Origin of the sequence: Streptomyces inhibens, assembly GCF_022221585.1 — a bacterium.
GTDB classification, from domain to species: domain Bacteria; phylum Actinomycetota; class Actinomycetes; order Streptomycetales; family Streptomycetaceae; genus Streptomyces; species Streptomyces inhibens.
On sequence record NZ_CP084681.1, the window covers coordinates 3602667 to 3617094 of the forward strand.

Annotated in this window: 12 protein-coding genes; 8 read left to right on the forward strand and 4 right to left on the reverse strand. The window is 70.6% G+C overall.

The genetic code is table 11. The features are described 5' to 3' along the window. Positions 1–5: 5 nt before the first annotated feature. Positions 6–275 carry a hypothetical protein gene (locus KI385_RS16535; RefSeq protein ID WP_238572969.1) on the reverse strand — a complete coding sequence of 90 codons (270 nt, stop codon included), beginning with the start codon at positions 273–275 and terminating at the stop codon, positions 6–8. Positions 276–755: 480 nt separating this feature from the next. Between KI385_RS16535 and KI385_RS16540 the strand changes: the two genes are divergently transcribed. Continuing rightward, entirely contained in the window at positions 756–3704 is a 2949-nt protein-coding gene (locus KI385_RS16540) for a glycoside hydrolase family 84 protein (protein WP_238572970.1), read from the forward strand. Positions 3705–3948: 244 nt separating this feature from the next. Here the strand turns inward: KI385_RS16540 and KI385_RS16545 are convergent, their stop codons facing one another. Further along, positions 3949–4485, reverse strand: a complete 537-nt coding sequence (locus tag KI385_RS16545) for an HNH endonuclease (protein WP_018088296.1) — start codon at positions 4483–4485, stop codon at positions 3949–3951. 289 nt (positions 4486–4774) lie between these two features. Between KI385_RS16545 and KI385_RS16550 the strand changes: the two genes are divergently transcribed. The 7 genes from KI385_RS16550 (at position 4775) to KI385_RS16580 (ending at position 12896) form a co-directional block, all read left to right on the forward strand. Then, positions 4775–5869 carry a mechanosensitive ion channel family protein gene (locus KI385_RS16550; RefSeq protein ID WP_238572971.1) on the forward strand — a complete coding sequence of 365 codons (1095 nt, stop codon included), beginning with the start codon at positions 4775–4777 and terminating at the stop codon, positions 5867–5869. A 312-nt stretch (positions 5870–6181) separates the two neighbouring features. Then, on the forward strand, positions 6182–7318 hold the full coding sequence (locus KI385_RS16555; protein ID WP_238572972.1) for an ROK family transcriptional regulator: 1137 nt from the start codon (positions 6182–6184) through the stop codon (positions 7316–7318). Positions 7319–7397: 79 nt separating this feature from the next. Further along, the gene (locus KI385_RS16560; RefSeq protein WP_238572973.1) at positions 7398–8738 is read left to right on the forward strand and encodes an ABC transporter substrate-binding protein; all 1341 of its coding nucleotides are present in this window, start codon (positions 7398–7400) and stop codon (positions 8736–8738) included. A 25-nt stretch (positions 8739–8763) separates the two neighbouring features. Next, complete coding sequence (locus KI385_RS16565) at positions 8764–9717, forward strand: carbohydrate ABC transporter permease (RefSeq protein WP_238572974.1); 954 nt, start codon at positions 8764–8766, stop codon at positions 9715–9717. Between the two features lie 6 nt (positions 9718–9723). Then, positions 9724–10626, forward strand: a complete 903-nt coding sequence (locus KI385_RS16570; protein ID WP_238572975.1) for a carbohydrate ABC transporter permease — start codon at positions 9724–9726, stop codon at positions 10624–10626. A 45-nt stretch (positions 10627–10671) separates the two neighbouring features. Continuing rightward, positions 10672–11925 (forward strand): 6-phospho-beta-glucosidase, encoded by a 1254-nt coding sequence (locus KI385_RS16575; protein WP_238577716.1) that lies wholly within the window; start codon positions 10672–10674, stop codon positions 11923–11925. Beyond that, a complete protein-coding gene (locus tag KI385_RS16580) occupies positions 11916–12896 on the forward strand; it encodes an N-acetylglucosamine kinase (protein ID WP_238572976.1) in 981 nt (326 codons plus the stop codon). Before KI385_RS16575 ends, KI385_RS16580 begins: the two co-directional genes overlap by 10 nt. A 10-nt stretch (positions 12897–12906) precedes the next feature. Here KI385_RS16580 and KI385_RS16585 read toward each other — a convergent pair whose 3' ends face one another. Next, complete coding sequence (locus KI385_RS16585; protein WP_238572977.1) at positions 12907–13221, reverse strand: hypothetical protein; 315 nt, start codon at positions 13219–13221, stop codon at positions 12907–12909. Positions 13222–13416: 195 nt separating this feature from the next. Next, positions 13417–14109, reverse strand: coding sequence for a FadR/GntR family transcriptional regulator (locus KI385_RS16590; RefSeq protein ID WP_238572978.1), 693 nt, complete (start codon positions 14107–14109; stop codon positions 13417–13419). Positions 14110–14428: the final 319 nt, after the last annotated feature.

The window sequence follows — 14428 nt, forward strand, 5'->3', positions numbered from 1 at the left end:
GGTCCTCAGACCTCCATGGACTCCGTACCCAGACCGGCGGCGGTCGGCTCGCTGGTCAGCGGCAGCTCGGCGGCGATCGGGACCTCGCTGGTCAGCGGCGCGGCGTCGGCGAGCGGCGGCTCGCTGGTCAGCGGCGGCTCGACGAAGCTGAAGGATCCGGAGCCGTCGAGACCGCAATCGGGGCCGGACACCCCGTCGAAGAGATCGGGCTCCATCGTCGCACCTCCCGGTTTGGAGGACAGAGCGTCGAGGAGCAGTTGAGCGGATGCGGCCACGAGGGCCTCCCGTTCATCGGTAGTGGGACACGTGGGCCCTACCCACTCGACACGATCGCAGACGCATCTGCTCACGAAACGTGACCCAGGTCACATTATCCCCCTACGCAGGCGATTCCACTGCACAGGACGCCCGCGGGCGCAGAGAACGCGGAGGAACCGGGCATCGCAAAGGAATTTCTGCGGACCGGTGCGCCCGCGCACACCCACCCTGAGCAGCGGTCGAAACCGCCGCATACTCAGCCGTCCAGGGCCCCGCCCTCGCCCGGTTGACACCCTCACCGCCACAATGGTGGGCTCACCGCCGAAGGTCTGTCCCAGTGGGCGTCGGCGGGAAGGTCAGTGGGGAAACGGGGCGCCGGCGCAAGCCGGCAAGCGTAGGACAGGGGACGAGGAGCAGCCGTGCGAGGCCGGGGCGTGTGGAGCGTCGGAAGAATCGGTAGGAACGGCAGGGGGAGCGGCGCGGGCACCCGTGCACGGGTGGCGGGGACCACCGCGCTGGCCGCCGCGGTCATCGGAGGCCTGCTCGGCGGGGTACCCAGCGCCCAGGCGGCGCCCGCCGACCCCGCCATCGGCACGCCCGACCAGCCCGACCGGCCGGCCGGCGCGGGGCAGGTGCCCGCCGTCTGGCCGCGCCCCCAGTCGATGCAGGAGCTCGGCGGCGCCGTACCGCTCGGCGACGAGGCGGCGCTGGTGGCCGCGCCGGACACCGATCCCTATGCACTGGACGTGCTGCGCGGTCTGCTGCGGGACGCCGGGGTGCGCACGGTCCGCCAGGTGGCGCCCGGCGACCGGCTGCCCGCGGCCGGGCCGGTGATCCTGGTCGGCGGCGCACGGGCCCAGGACGCACTGCGGGCGCTGCGCGCGCCGGCCCGCGGGGATCTGCCCTCCGGCGGCTACCGACTGGCCGTGGGCCAGGTCGCCGGCCGGGACACGGTCGCCCTGGACGGCGTCGGCCCGGACGGCCTCTTCCATGCCGCGCAGACGCTGCGGCAGCTGGTGACCGACGGCCGGCAGCTGGCCTCGGTGTCCGTACGGGACTGGCCCGGCACGGCGGTGCGCGGCACCACCGAGGGGTTCTTCGGGCAGCCGTGGAGCCGGGCCCAGCGGCTCGCCCAGCTGGACTTCATGGGGCGCACCAAGCAGAACCGCTATCTGTACGCGCCCGGCGACGATCCGTACCGCCAGGCCCGGTGGCGCGACCCGTATCCGGCCGACCAGCGCGCCGACTTCCGGGCGCTGGCCGAGCGGGCCCGCGCCAACCACGTCACGCTCGCCTGGGCCGTCGCGCCGGGCCAGGCGATGTGTCTGTCGTCCGAGGAGGACCTGCGGGCGCTGCGGCGCAAGGTGGACGCGATGTGGGCGCTGGGGGTGCGCTCCTTCCAGCTGCAGTTCCAGGACGTCAGCTACAGCGAATGGCACTGCGGCGCCGACGAGGAGACCTTCGGCTCCGGTCCGCAGGCGGCCGCCAAGGCGCAGGCCCGGGTCGCCAACGCGCTCGCCGAGCACTTGGCGGAGCGGCACCCGCAGTCCGGGCCGCTGTCGCTGATGCCGACCGAGTACTACCAGGACGGCTCGACGGCGTACCGCGGCGCGCTCGCCGATGCGCTCGGCGACCGGGTAGAGGTGGCCTGGACCGGCGTCGGCGTGGTCCCGCGCACGATCACCGGCGGGGAACTGTCCACCGCCCGCCAGGCGTTCGGCCACCCACTGGTCACCATGGACAACTACCCGGTCAACGACTACGCCCAGGACCGGATCTTCCTCGGCCCGTACCGGGGCCGCGAGCCGGCCGTCGCCACCGGCTCGGCGGCGCTGCTCGCCAACGCCATGGAGCAGCCGATCGCCTCCCGTATCCCGCTGTTCACCGCCGCCGACTATGCGTGGAATCCGCGCGACTACCGCCCGGCGGAGTCCTGGAACGCGGCCATCGACGATCTGGCGGGTGGCGATCCGCGGGCCCGGGCCGCGCTGCGCGCACTGGCCGGCAATGCCGCCTCCTCCCTGCTGAACAGGGAGGAGTCGGGATATCTGCAGCCGCTGATCGACCGCTTCTGGAAGGCCCGCGAGGCGGCCGTCAACCACGGCCGGCCCGGCAGGGACGCGGACTTCGCGAAGGCGGCCAAGGCGCTGCGGGCCGCGTTCCGCACCATGAGCACCGCGCCCAAGGACCTGAACTCGGATCTGGCCGCCGAAGTACGTCCGTGGGCCGAGCAGTTGGCCCGCTACGGCAGCGCCGGCGAACAGGCCGTGGACACCCTCATGGCGCAGGCCCAGGACGACGGGGACGCCGCCTGGTCCGCCCAGCGCGCGGTGCAGCGGCTGCACAAGGAGATCAAGCAGAGCCCGGTGACGGTCGGCAAGGGCGTGCTCACACCGTTCCTGGAGCGGTCGATGACCGAGGCCGACGCCTGGACCGGCGCCCGCGGCGACGCCCCGGACCCCACCGAGGGCGCCGCCCCCACCTCTCTGACCGTCCCCTTCCAGCGGGCCCGCCCGCTGGCCGCGGTCACCGCGCTGACCGATCCCGGCCCGTCCGCGGGCGCGGTCTCCCTGGAGGCGCATGTCCCCGGCGAGGGCTGGCGCCGCCTCGACCGGCTCTCCGCGACCGGCTGGACGGAGTCCCGTACGCCCCGGCTGCGCGCCGATGCGGTACGGCTGACCTGGGCGAACGGCGCGGACGCGCCCTCCGTGCACGCGCTGACGCCATGGTTCGACGACACCCCGCCGGCCGGGCTCGAACTGTCCCGCAAGGAGGTGGACGCGCAGACCGGCGGCAGTGCGACGGTGGACGCCAGGATCTTCTCCCGCCGTCCCGGCGACGTCCGCGAGAAGCTGACGGTCAAGGCGCCCAAGGGCTTCACCGTGCATGCGCCCAAGGAGGTCACCGCCCCGCGTGGCGGCACCGCCACGGTCCGTATCGCGGTCGATGTCCCCAAGGGCACCCCCTCCGGGACGTACGAGATCCCGGTGGGCTTCGGCGGCGAGGAGCGGACGCTGACGGTGCGGGCCTATCCGCGCACCGGCAGCGAGGACCTGGCGCGCGGCGCCGTGGCCACCTCGTCCGGGGACGAGACCGCCGACTTCCCGGCCTCGGCGGCCACCGACGGCAACCCGAAGACCCGCTGGTCCTCGCGGCCCGAGGACGGCGCCTGGCTGCAGTTCGCACTGGCCCACCCGGCCCGCCTCGGCCGGCTCGTCCTGAACTGGCAGGACGCCTACGCGGCCCGCTACCGCATCCAGGTCTCACCGGACGGCCGCAGCTGGCGCACGGCCGCCACGGTCCGCGACGGCAAGGGCGGCCGCGAGTCCGTCAGGATGGACGCCAAGGATGCCCGCTTCATCCGGATACAGGGCGATAAGCGGGGGACGCGGTTCGGGTATTCGCTGTGGTCGGTGGAGGCGTATGCGGTCGAGGACCGCGGGTGAGGCGTACGACGGGGTGCCTGCCCGTCTTGGATGCCTCCCCCAGCTAACGCTGGGAGGTGCCCCCGGACCCTCGCCGTCGTGGTGTCGCACCGTGGCGGCGGGAACTTCTTTCGTCGGGGCGGCGGAACACGGTTCCGCCGCCCCGACGAAGAAAAATGCCCGCCGCCACGGCGATCAGCCACGACGGCGGGAGTCCGGCGGAATGCATCGCGGGCCCAGCCCGTACGTACGGAAAAGCCCGGCTCTACGCCGATACGGCGTCGATCCGGGCCAAGGCATCATCCGCGCCATACGGCTGCAAATATGGCAGCCAGCGCGGATCACGATGGCCCGTGCCGATGATCCGCCACGCCAGTCCTGACGGCGGGGCGGGCTGATGCCGTAGCCGCCAGCCGATCTCGGCGACATGGCGGTCGGCCTTGACGTGATTGCAGCGCCGGCAGGCGGCGACGACGTTCTCCCAGGTGTGCTGACCTCCGCGGCTGCGCGGGATGACGTGGTCGACGCTGGTTGCGACGCCACCGCAGTACATACAGCGCCCGCCGTCACGGGCGAACAGCGCCCGGCGGGTCAGTGGCACGGGGCCACGAAAGGGCACCCGCACAAACCGCTTCAAGCGGACCACGCTCGGAGCAGGGATGACACGGGTCGCACTGTGCATCAGGGCGCCGGACTCCTCAAGGCTGACAGCCTTCTCATTGAGTACGAGGATGAGCGCGCGGCGGAGCGGTACGACGCCGAGCGGCTCGTACGACGCGTTGAGGACCAGGACATGCGGCACGGGTGCCTCCTTGTACGCCGGCGGCGCGTGGCTCGCGCCGGGACGATCTCCCCACAGTGTCCCCCGGTGCCTGGTCGGAGCGCCACCATGACCGAGTAACGGGCCGGAGGTGTTTTCCACCACACCCCCGCATGTCCCGCCGGATACGGCTCATTCCGGCCGTCCTGGGACCTCCCGGCTCGAACACAGGCACGGACCGCCCTCGTTGCCCCGTTAGTGTGGATGGTCCGCTCGGTCCCCGGGGTCCCACCGCGGCCCGGGTCTGCTGTCCCACACGGAAGGTTCGACTGTGTTCTGGTCCGCTTCGCCGGTCGCTGCCGCGCCCCTGAGCGCCGCCACATCCGGCTCAACCGGCCCGACGTCGCTCGACGAGGCCACGGAGAAGGCCACCAACGCCGCCGGCTGGGTGCAGGCGAACTGGGGGACGTGGCTCACGTCCGGCCTGCAGATTCTGCTGATCATCGTGATCGCGGTGGTGCTGCGCCATGTGATTCGCCGCACCATCACCAAGCTCATCGAGCGGATGAACCGCACCGCGGCCGCCGCCCAGGGCACCGCGCTGGGCGGACTGCTCGTCAACGCCGAGCGCCGCCGGCAGCGCTCCGAAGCCATCGGCTCGGTGCTGCGCAGCGTCGCCTCGTTCGTGATCATGGGCACAGCGGCGCTGACGGTGCTGTCCGTCTTGCAGATCAATCTGGCACCGTTGCTGGCGAGCGCCGGTGTGGCCGGTGTCGCGATCGGCTTCGGCGCCCGCAACCTCGTCACCGACTTCCTCTCCGGCGTCTTCATGATCCTTGAGGACCAGTACGGCGTCGGTGACGAGATCGACGCGGGCGTGGCCAACGGTACGGTCATCGAGGTCGGCCTGCGGGTCACCAAGCTGCGCGGCCCCAACGGTGCGATCTGGTACATACGCAACGGCGAGGTCAAGCGGATCGGCAACCTCAGCCAGGGCTGGTCCACGGCCGCCGTGGATGTGGTGATAGCCGCCGACCAGGATCTCGAACGCGCCCGTGACACCATCACCGCCGCCGGCCAGGAGATGTCCAAGTCGGAGCCCTGGAACGAGCAGCTGTGGGAGCCGGTGGAGGTGCTCGGCCTGAGCGAGGTGCACCTGGACACGGTCACCATCAGCGTCTCGGCCAGGACCATGCCCGGCAAGGCTCCCGGCGTGGAGCGCGAACTGCGCTGGCGCATCAAGCGGGCCCTGGACTCCGCCGGCGTCCACCTCGCCCCGCGCCCGGCCCCCGAGGAAGAGGACGAGGCCACGCCCGTGGCCGACCCCACCGCCGGCATGGGCGCCCCCTCGGCGCTCAACAACCCGACGTCCCCCCAGTCACTGGCGACGGACCCGCTCGCGGCGCCGCCGAAGCTGGGGAAGTAGCCCGCCGGCACGGACCCGCGGGCCCGAAGCTCCACAGGGGAGGGGCGTACCGCCCGATCGCGGTACGCCCCTCCCCTGCGTCACGTCCGGCGCCGGGCACACGGCATCCGGCCATTCGCCGCGCGGGGCAACTCGCCCCGCTCAACCCATTGACGGCGCCCTGACCCGCGACCTACCTTCCTGTTCATCGATTGGAAGGTTTCTTAACAGATGCTCGGCCGGTCGTCAGGGCCGCCGACGAACGGGGTGACAGTCATGGCCGGTGGGCAGGGAACGCAAGGGACCCCCGGGACTCCACGGGTGTTGCGGGCCATGAACGACCGCGCCGCGCTCGATCTGCTGGTGTCGCAGGGGCCGCTGACCCGTACCCGGATCGGGGAGCTCACCGGGCTGTCGAAACCCACCGCCTCCCAGCTGCTGGCGCGGCTGGAGGCGGCCGGCCTGGTGCGGACGACCGGGAATGTGACCGGGCGGCCGGGGCCGAACGCACAGCTGTACGAGATCAACCCGCCGGCCGCACACATCGCCGCCCTCGCCGTCGATCAGCTGGGGATCACCGCCGCGGTCGCCGACATCACCGGGCAGGTGCTCGGGGAGGAGCGGGTCGACACCGCCGCGGTCGCCGAGGACGCCCCGAACCGCACCGCCCAACTGGTGGCGAAGGCCGTCGACGGGGCACTGGCCAAGGCCGGGCTGGGGCGCGAGCAGCTGCACGGGGCGGTGATCGGCACGCCCGGCGCGCTGGACCCGCAGACCGGCCGGCTGCGCTATGCGCCGCATCTGCCGGGCTGGCACTCGCGGGCGCTGAAGGAAGAGCTGGCCGAGGTGCTGGGCACCCCGATCACCATCGAGAACGATGTGAATCTGGCGGCGGTCGCCGAACAACACGACGGGGCCGCACAGGACTTCGACGACTTTGTGCTGGTGTGGGCCGACGAGGGGGTCGGCGCCGCGATCGTGCTGGGCGGCCAGCTGCTGCGCGGGGCCACCGGCGGCGCGGGCGAGATCGGCTATATGCCGCTGCCCGGCGCCCCGCTGTCCCGGGGCGGCGAGCGCAGCGCCGCGCGGCCGGACGGCGGCGGCGGCTTCCAGCGCCTCGTCGGCTCGCCGAACGTGATCGAGCTGGCCCGGGAGTACGGCGACCCACAGGTCCGTACGGTCGCCGAGGCGCTGGCCCGTGATGACGTACGTGCCGAGGTCGCGCGGCGGCTGACGACCGGGCTCGCGGCCGTGGTCGCAGTCGTCGACCCGCGGCTGATCGTGCTCTCCGGCGAGGTCGCCCAGGCCGGCGGCGAACCGCTGCGCGCCCTGGTCGAGGAGGAATTCACCGGGCTCGCGCTGCCCCGCCCCGAATTGCGCCTCAGCGATATCGACGGCAATCCGATTCTCATCGGCGCGCTGCGGACGGCGCTCGCCGATGCCCGCGATGCGGTGTTCGACACCGGCTGAGCCGAGAACAGAGCACCCCACACCGACAGAGCACCCGCGTTACGTCCCCCACCCACCCCTGCCTTAAAGGGAGTCCGCCATGCCGATTTCGCGTAGGCGCATCCGGCTGTCCGCGGCGCTGGCCGGCGCCGGGCTGCTCATTTCGGGCTGCGCCAATCCGAGCGTCGGCAATGACCGCGACGATCCGACCAAGCCGGTCACCCTCACCTTCTGGCACGGCTGGTCGACCCCGGGCGAGATGAAGGCCATCAATGACAGCATCGCCCGTTTCGAGAAACTGCACCGGAACATCACGGTGAAGGTGGTCCCCAATGTCACCGACGAGACGATGAATCAGGCCCTGCGGGCCGGCGGGGACGATGCGCCCGATGTGGTGTCGTCGTTCACCACCAACAATGTGGGGCAGTACTGCTCGTCGGGGATGTGGACGAACCTCGATCGGTTCATGAAGAAGTCCGGGGTGGACAAGGAGAAGGTCTTCCCCAAGACCCTGCTGGATTACACGAGTTATCGAGGAAAGCAGTGCGCACTGCCACTGCTCGCCGATTCCTACGGGCTGTACTACAACAAGGACGCCTTCAAGAAGGCCGGGATCACCCGGCCGCCGCGGACCATGTCCGAGCTGAAACGGGACGCCGTCAAACTCACCCGGCGTGCCAAGGACGGCTCGTACCAGCAGGTCGGCTTCATGCCCAACTTCCGGCTCTACCAGAACAGTCCGGACCGGATGTTCGCCCAGTGGGGGCCGACCTACTTCGACAAGCACGGCAAGGCGCAGCTCGCCAAGGACCCGGCCACCAAGAAGTTCTTCGCCACCCAGCGCGAGTTGATCGAGGCGCAGGGCGGCTATGGCCCGCTGGAGAAATTCCGGACCAGGTTCGGCGAGGAGATGTCCTCACAGAACGCCTTTCTGACCCAGAAGCTGGCCATGCACATGGACGGCGAATGGCGCGGGCTGATGCTCCGGCAGGCAAAGGCGAAGTTCGGCTGGGACACCGCGCCGATGCCGGTGCCGGACGACCAGGCCGACACCTACGGCAAGGGATATCTGACCGGCACCGTCGCCGGGATCGCGCACAGCAGTCAGCACCAGAACGCGGCATGGGAGCTGGTGCAATTCCTGACCATCAACACCGAACAGGTGGTCCGGTTCGCCAATGACATCCACAATGTGCCGTCGACGAAGGCGGCGCTGAAGTCCCCGAAACTGGACGCCGATCCGACGTTCCGCACCTTCCTCGATATCGCCCGGAACGCGCACAGCGTCGCGCTGCCACCGTCCGTCAACGGCGGGCAGTACGTCACCGCGCTCCAGGACTTCTCGTACGACGTCGAGGCCGGAAAGGTCCACGATCTCGACAAGGGGCTGCGCGGGCTCGACGCCCAGATCGACGCCGACAACCTTCAGTCCGAGAACTGACTCCGAGAGCTGACGGAGAACCCCCATGGCACCCCTCACCCCCGCGCCGGCGCTACGGCGTAAACGCACCCGCGAGCGGCTGCGCACCCTCGGCTTTCTCTCCCCCTGGCTCATCGGCTTCTCGGTCTTCTTCGGCTATCCGCTGATCGCCACCGTCTACTTCTCCTTCATGCACTACAACCAGATCGAACCGCCCGATTTCGTGGGGCTGCGGAACTGGAAATATGTGCTGACGCAGATGCCGCTGTTCGGGCCGGCGCTGTGGAACACCCTGTGGCTGGTCGTGGTGATGGTCGCGCTGCGGGTGGTCTTCGGACTGGGCATCGGCATGCTCGTCACAAAGATCAAGTCGGGTGCCGGGTTCTTCCGTACGGCCTTCTATCTGCCGTATCTGGCGCCCCCGGTGGCCGCCACCGTCGCCTTTGTCTTCCTGCTCAACCCCGGCACCGGACCCGTCAACGAAATCCTCGGCGTGATCGGCATCCCCGCGCCGTCCTGGTTCAACGACGCCGACTGGGCCAAGCCGTCGCTGGTGATGCTGTCGCTGTGGGGCATCGGCGACCTGATGGTGATCTTCATGGCGGCGCTGCTGGACGTACCGAAGGAGCAGTACGAGGCCGCCGAGCTGGACGGGGCCGGCGCCTGGGGGAAGTTCCGGTATGTGACCTGGCCGTCCATCACCCCGATCGTGCTGTTCGCGGTGGTCACCGGTGTCGTCCAGACCATGCAGTACTACACCCAGGCGCTGGTCGCCGGAAAGCTCGCCTCCGGCGTCTCCATCGGCCCCGGCACCGTCATCCAGCCCGGCTACCCCGACCACTCCACCCTCACCGTCCCGCAGCTCGTCTACTCCCTGGGCTTCCAGAACTTCAACACCGGCGCGGCGTGCGTGCTCTCCCTCGTGCTCTTCGTCATCGCCATGGCCGTCACCACCCTGCTGATGCGCAAGCGCGCCGGCCTGCTCCCGGCGGAGGACTGATCCCGGATGACCACCACGACCCTCACCACGCGCCCCGCCGCGGCCCCTACGGGCACCACCGGCGATCCGGCCGCCCGCGCCCGCCGCACCCGGCTGCTGCACTGGATCGCCGTACACACCGTCGCCATCGCCGCCGCCCTCTTCTTCGTCCTCCCCTTCGTCTTCGTCTTCCTGACCTCGGTCATGAGCGACGACCAGGCGCTGAGCGGCGAGTTGTGGCCGCACGAGTGGAACTGGTCCAACTACGTCACGGTCTTCCGGACACCCGGATTCCTGGACTGGTGGAAGAACTCCCTGATGTACGCGGGCCTGGGCACCCTCTTCACGGTCTGCTCGGCGATCCCGGTCGCGTACGCGCTCGCCAAATTCCGCTTCCGCGGCCGCCGCACCGCGATGATCCTCGTCATCTCCACGATGATGCTGCCGCCGCAGGTCATCGTGATCCCGATGTATCTGGTCTGGGCGCAGCAGCTGCATCTGTCCGGCTCGCTGTGGCCGCTGATCATCCCGATGGCGTTCGGCGACGCGTACTCCATCTTCCTGCTGCGGCAGTTCCTGCTCACCATCCCGCAGGAGTACATCGAATCGGCGAAGGTCGACGGCTGCGGGGAGCTGCGCACCCTGCTGAAGATCATCGTGCCGATGGCCAAACCCGGCATCGCCGCCATCGCCCTCTTCCAGTTCTTCTACTGCTGGAACGACTACTTCGGCCCGCAGATCTACGCCGCGCAGAACCCCGCCTCCTGGACGCTCTCCTACGGGCTGGAGTCCTTCAAGAGCGCCCACAGCGTCAACTGGAACCTCACCATGGCCGCAACGCTGCTGGTCATGGCGCCGGTCATCATCGTTTTCTTCTTCGCACAGAAGGCCTTCGTCGAAGGCGTCACCCTCACCGGAGTAAAGGGCTGATTCAGCATGCTGCCGTCTCCCGCAGGACGAAACCCGCGCCCCCGCATCAAGCTCGCCGTGGTCGGCGGCGGCTCGACCTACACCCCCGAACTCATCGACGGTTTCGCCCGCCTGCGTGACGTCCTGCCGCTGGAAGAACTCGTCCTCATCGACCCGGCCATGGACCGGCTGGAGATGGTGGGCGGCCTGGCCCGGCGGATCTTCGCCAAGCAGGGCCACCCGGGCCGGATCACCTGGACCGACGACCTCGACGCCGGCATCGACGGCGCCGATGCCGTACTGCTGCAACTGCGCATCGGCGGGCAGGCCGCCCGCGACCAGGACGAGACCTGGCCGCTGGAGTGCGGCTGCGTCGGCCAGGAGACCACCGGCGCCGGCGGCCTCGCCAAGGCGCTGCGCACCGTACCCGTCGTCCTCGACATCGCCGAGCGGGTACGCCGCCGCAACCCCGACGCCTGGATCGTCGACTTCACCAACCCCGTCGGCATCGTCACCCGGGCGCTGCTCACCCACGGCCACAAGGCCGTCGGACTGTGCAATGTCGCCATCGGCTTCCAGCGCAAATTCGCCAAACTGCTGGGGGTCTCCCCCGACCAGGTCGAGCTGGAGCATGTCGGCCTCAACCACCTCACCTGGGAACGCTCCGTACGCGTCGGCGGCGAGGACGTCCTGCCCACACTCCTCGCCGAGCACGGCGACGCCATCGCCGACGACCTGCGCATGCCCCGCCCGCTCCTCGAACACCTCGGCGTCGTCCCCTCCTATTACCTGCGCTACTACTACCAACACGACGCGGTCGTACGGGAGTTGCGCACCAAGCCCTCCCGCGCCGCGGAGGTGGCCGCCATCGAGCAGCAGCTCCTCGCCCTGTACAGCGACCCGGCGCTCGACGAGAAGCCGGAACTGCTCTCCGGGCGCGGCGGCGCCTTCTACTCGGAGGCCGCGGTGGCGCTGACCTCGTCGTTGCTGGGCACCACCGGTGACGTCCAGATCGTCAACGCCCTCAACAACGGCACCCTGCCCTTCCTCCCCGACGACGCGGTGATCGAGGTCCCGGCAACCGTCGATGCCACGGGCGCAACCCCCCTCCCCGTACGCCCCCTGGAACCCCTCTACGCCGGGCTGGTCGCCAACGTCACCGCCTACGAACACCTGGCCCTGGAGGCGGCGCTGAAGGGCGGGCGCGACCGGGTCTTCTCCGCCCTCCTCTCCCACCCCCTCATCGGCCAGATCGACTACGCGGACCGGCTCACCGACGAGCTGATCGCGCACAACCGGGAGCACCTCACGTGGGCCTGACCGGCACGGCGCTCGCCATCGACGCGGGCAACAGCAAGACCGACGTGGCACTGGTGTCCACGGACGGCAGACTCCTCGGGACGGCCCGCGGCGGCGGCTTCCAGCCACCGGTGGTGGGCGCCGCCCGCGCGGTCGACGTCCTGACGCCGCTGGTGGACTCGGCCCTGGCCCAGGCCGGGCTGACCGGCCCCGTCGACCACATCTCCGCCTTCCTCGCCAACGCCGACCTGCCCGTCGAAGAGACCGACCTCACCACCGAGATCACCGGCCGCGGCTGGGCGCGGACGGTCACCGTTCGCAATGACACCTTCGCCCTGCTGCGGGCCGGACTGCCCGACGGCGGTGACCCGGTGGGCGTCGCCGTGGTGTGCGGGGCCGGCATCAACTGCGTCGGCCTCGGACACCACGGGGCCACCGCCCGCTTCCCCTCCATCGGCCGGATCTCCGGTGACTGGGGCGGCGGTGCCTACCTCGCGGACGAGGCCGTGTGGAGCGCGGCCCGCGCCGAGGACGGCCGCGGCGACCCCACCGAGCTGGCCCGCGCCCTGCCCGCCCACTTCGGCCTGACCACCATGCGGGAACTGATCGAGGCATTCCACCTACGGGCCATCCCCGACCACCGCCGCCACGAGCTGACCCCGCTCCTCTTCGCCGTCGCGGCATCGGGCGACCCGATCGCCCGCACCATCATCACCCGCCAGGCGGAAGAGGTCGCCCTCCTGGCCACCGTCGCCCTGCAACGCCTCGACCTCCTCGACGAACCCACCCCCGTCATCCTCGGCGGCAGCGTCCTCGCCGCCCGCCACCCCCTCCTCCACGACCACGTCACCCACCTCCTCACCGAACGCGCCCCAAAGGCAGCCCCCCACGTGGTAACCGCCCCACCGGTACTGGGAGCGGCCCTCGATGCCCTTGACCAGGCAGGCGCCACCCCGGAGGCCTATGAACGGATGAGGGGGGCCTGGGGCTAGGGGCCCCTCCTCACCCCACCTGCACGCTGTCCCCCCGGTGTGTCTCCGTGCGTTCGCCGGGGGCGAGGATCTGGTCCGGGGGTGGGGTGGGGGGATCGTTGTGGTTGCGTTCCGTGACGATGGTGATGTGGTGGTTGGTGTCGTTGATGATGAGGGTGGCGAAGCCGTTCAGGCGGTGGTCGAGGGGGTAGCTACCACGGGGGTCGATGTATGTGGTGGTGCCGATGGTGAGGAAACCGCTGGCCGATGGGGTGGCGTGGGGGGCGGCGCGGGCTCTGGTCGTGGCTGCGGTGAGGGGGCTGAGGAGTTTCTTGATGCGGCGCATGGGGGTGCCTCCGATTCGTCGGGCGCGGGTGGGCCGTGCCGGTCGCTGGGACGAGGGTCGACCTTCGTCACTCAGCGTAGTCGGAGGTGGGGGTGTCGGTCAGCGGCGCGCGGAAGCGAAACGTGGGGCGTGGAGTGTGGCGTGTGCGCCGTCGGACCAACGGGCCAACGGGCCGACGGAGGCGGAGCGGAGGGCTCAGTCATCCAGAGGGAGGGCGAGATCCCGTACGTGGCCGGCGAGGAGCAGAACCGCGGCGTCCACGGCGGCCTGGGGGTCCTGGGCGCGGATGGCGTCGGTGAGGCGGGAGTGCGGATCTGCGGGGGCCGCGGTGGCGGTGTCCAGGCAGGCGGCGCGGCGGAGTTCCTCGCGCAGTGCGGCACTCAGGGAGCGGTAGATGTCGGCGAGTACGGGGTTGTCGCCGGCCTCGGCGACCAGGACGTGGAATTCGGCGTCGGCGGCGGTGAAGGCGTCGGCGTCGTGTGCGGCGAGGGCGGCCCTTCGGCGGGCCAGCGCGGCCTCGATACCGGCGAGTTGGGCGTCCGTACGGTGTTTGGCGGCCTGACGGGCGGCGACCACGTCGAGGCCCTGGCGGACCTGGGTGACATGGCTGAGCTCGGCGCGTTCGAGGCGGCGGCGGAGGGCGACCGCGCTGTCGTCGTCGGAGATCACGAAGGTGCCGTCGCCCTGCCGGGGCTCCAGCAGGCCGGAGTGGACGAGGGAGCGGACGGCCTCGCGGACCGAGGCGCGGCTGACCCCGAGGGTTTCGGAGAGGGCGCTCTCGGGCGGGATACGGCTGCCCACCGGCCAGATGCCGTTCACGATCTGGGTGCGGATCTCGTCGGTCGCGGTCTCCACCAGCGACACCCTGCCCTTGCGGACCGGCTGCATGAGATCACTCCCTCTTGGCATGTCATCACGGGCACGTCGTCATTGGGCACGTCGTCATCAGGCACGTCAATACGGCCACGTCGGATATGACCTTGGGCGGTTTGCCGGTATCCGGCGGCGCCACCCGGTGCCGTGCCTCCGTCACCCGTCACCCGGCCGCGTCACCTGATGTCTGACGACTCTCCGGTAACTGTAATGCCGGTCGCGGTGGCGCGACCGCCCCGTGGTGCGTCGCGATCCGAACAAGATCAGGTCAATAGCGGTGTGCTTGTCAGCGGCGGCGGACATACTGCTGCCCATGCACCGGTCCTTGTCGTGA

What these genes read in the sequence shown, in the direction of transcription:
- KI385_RS16555 (WP_238572972.1), top strand. Translation starts at nt 6,182, where the DNA reads ATGAACGACCGCGCCGCGCTCGATCTGCTGGTGTCGCAGGGGCCGCTG.
- KI385_RS16585 (WP_238572977.1), bottom strand. Translation starts at nt 13,221, where the DNA reads ATGCGCCGCATCAAGAAACTCCTCAGCCCCCTCACCGCAGCCACGACC.
- KI385_RS16560 (WP_238572973.1), top strand. Translation starts at nt 7,398, where the DNA reads ATGCCGATTTCGCGTAGGCGCATCCGGCTGTCCGCGGCGCTGGCCGGC.
- KI385_RS16565 (WP_238572974.1), top strand. Translation starts at nt 8,764, where the DNA reads ATGGCACCCCTCACCCCCGCGCCGGCGCTACGGCGTAAACGCACCCGC.
- KI385_RS16590 (WP_238572978.1), bottom strand. Translation starts at nt 14,109, where the DNA reads ATGCAGCCGGTCCGCAAGGGCAGGGTGTCGCTGGTGGAGACCGCGACC.
- KI385_RS16570 (WP_238572975.1), top strand. Translation starts at nt 9,724, where the DNA reads ATGACCACCACGACCCTCACCACGCGCCCCGCCGCGGCCCCTACGGGC.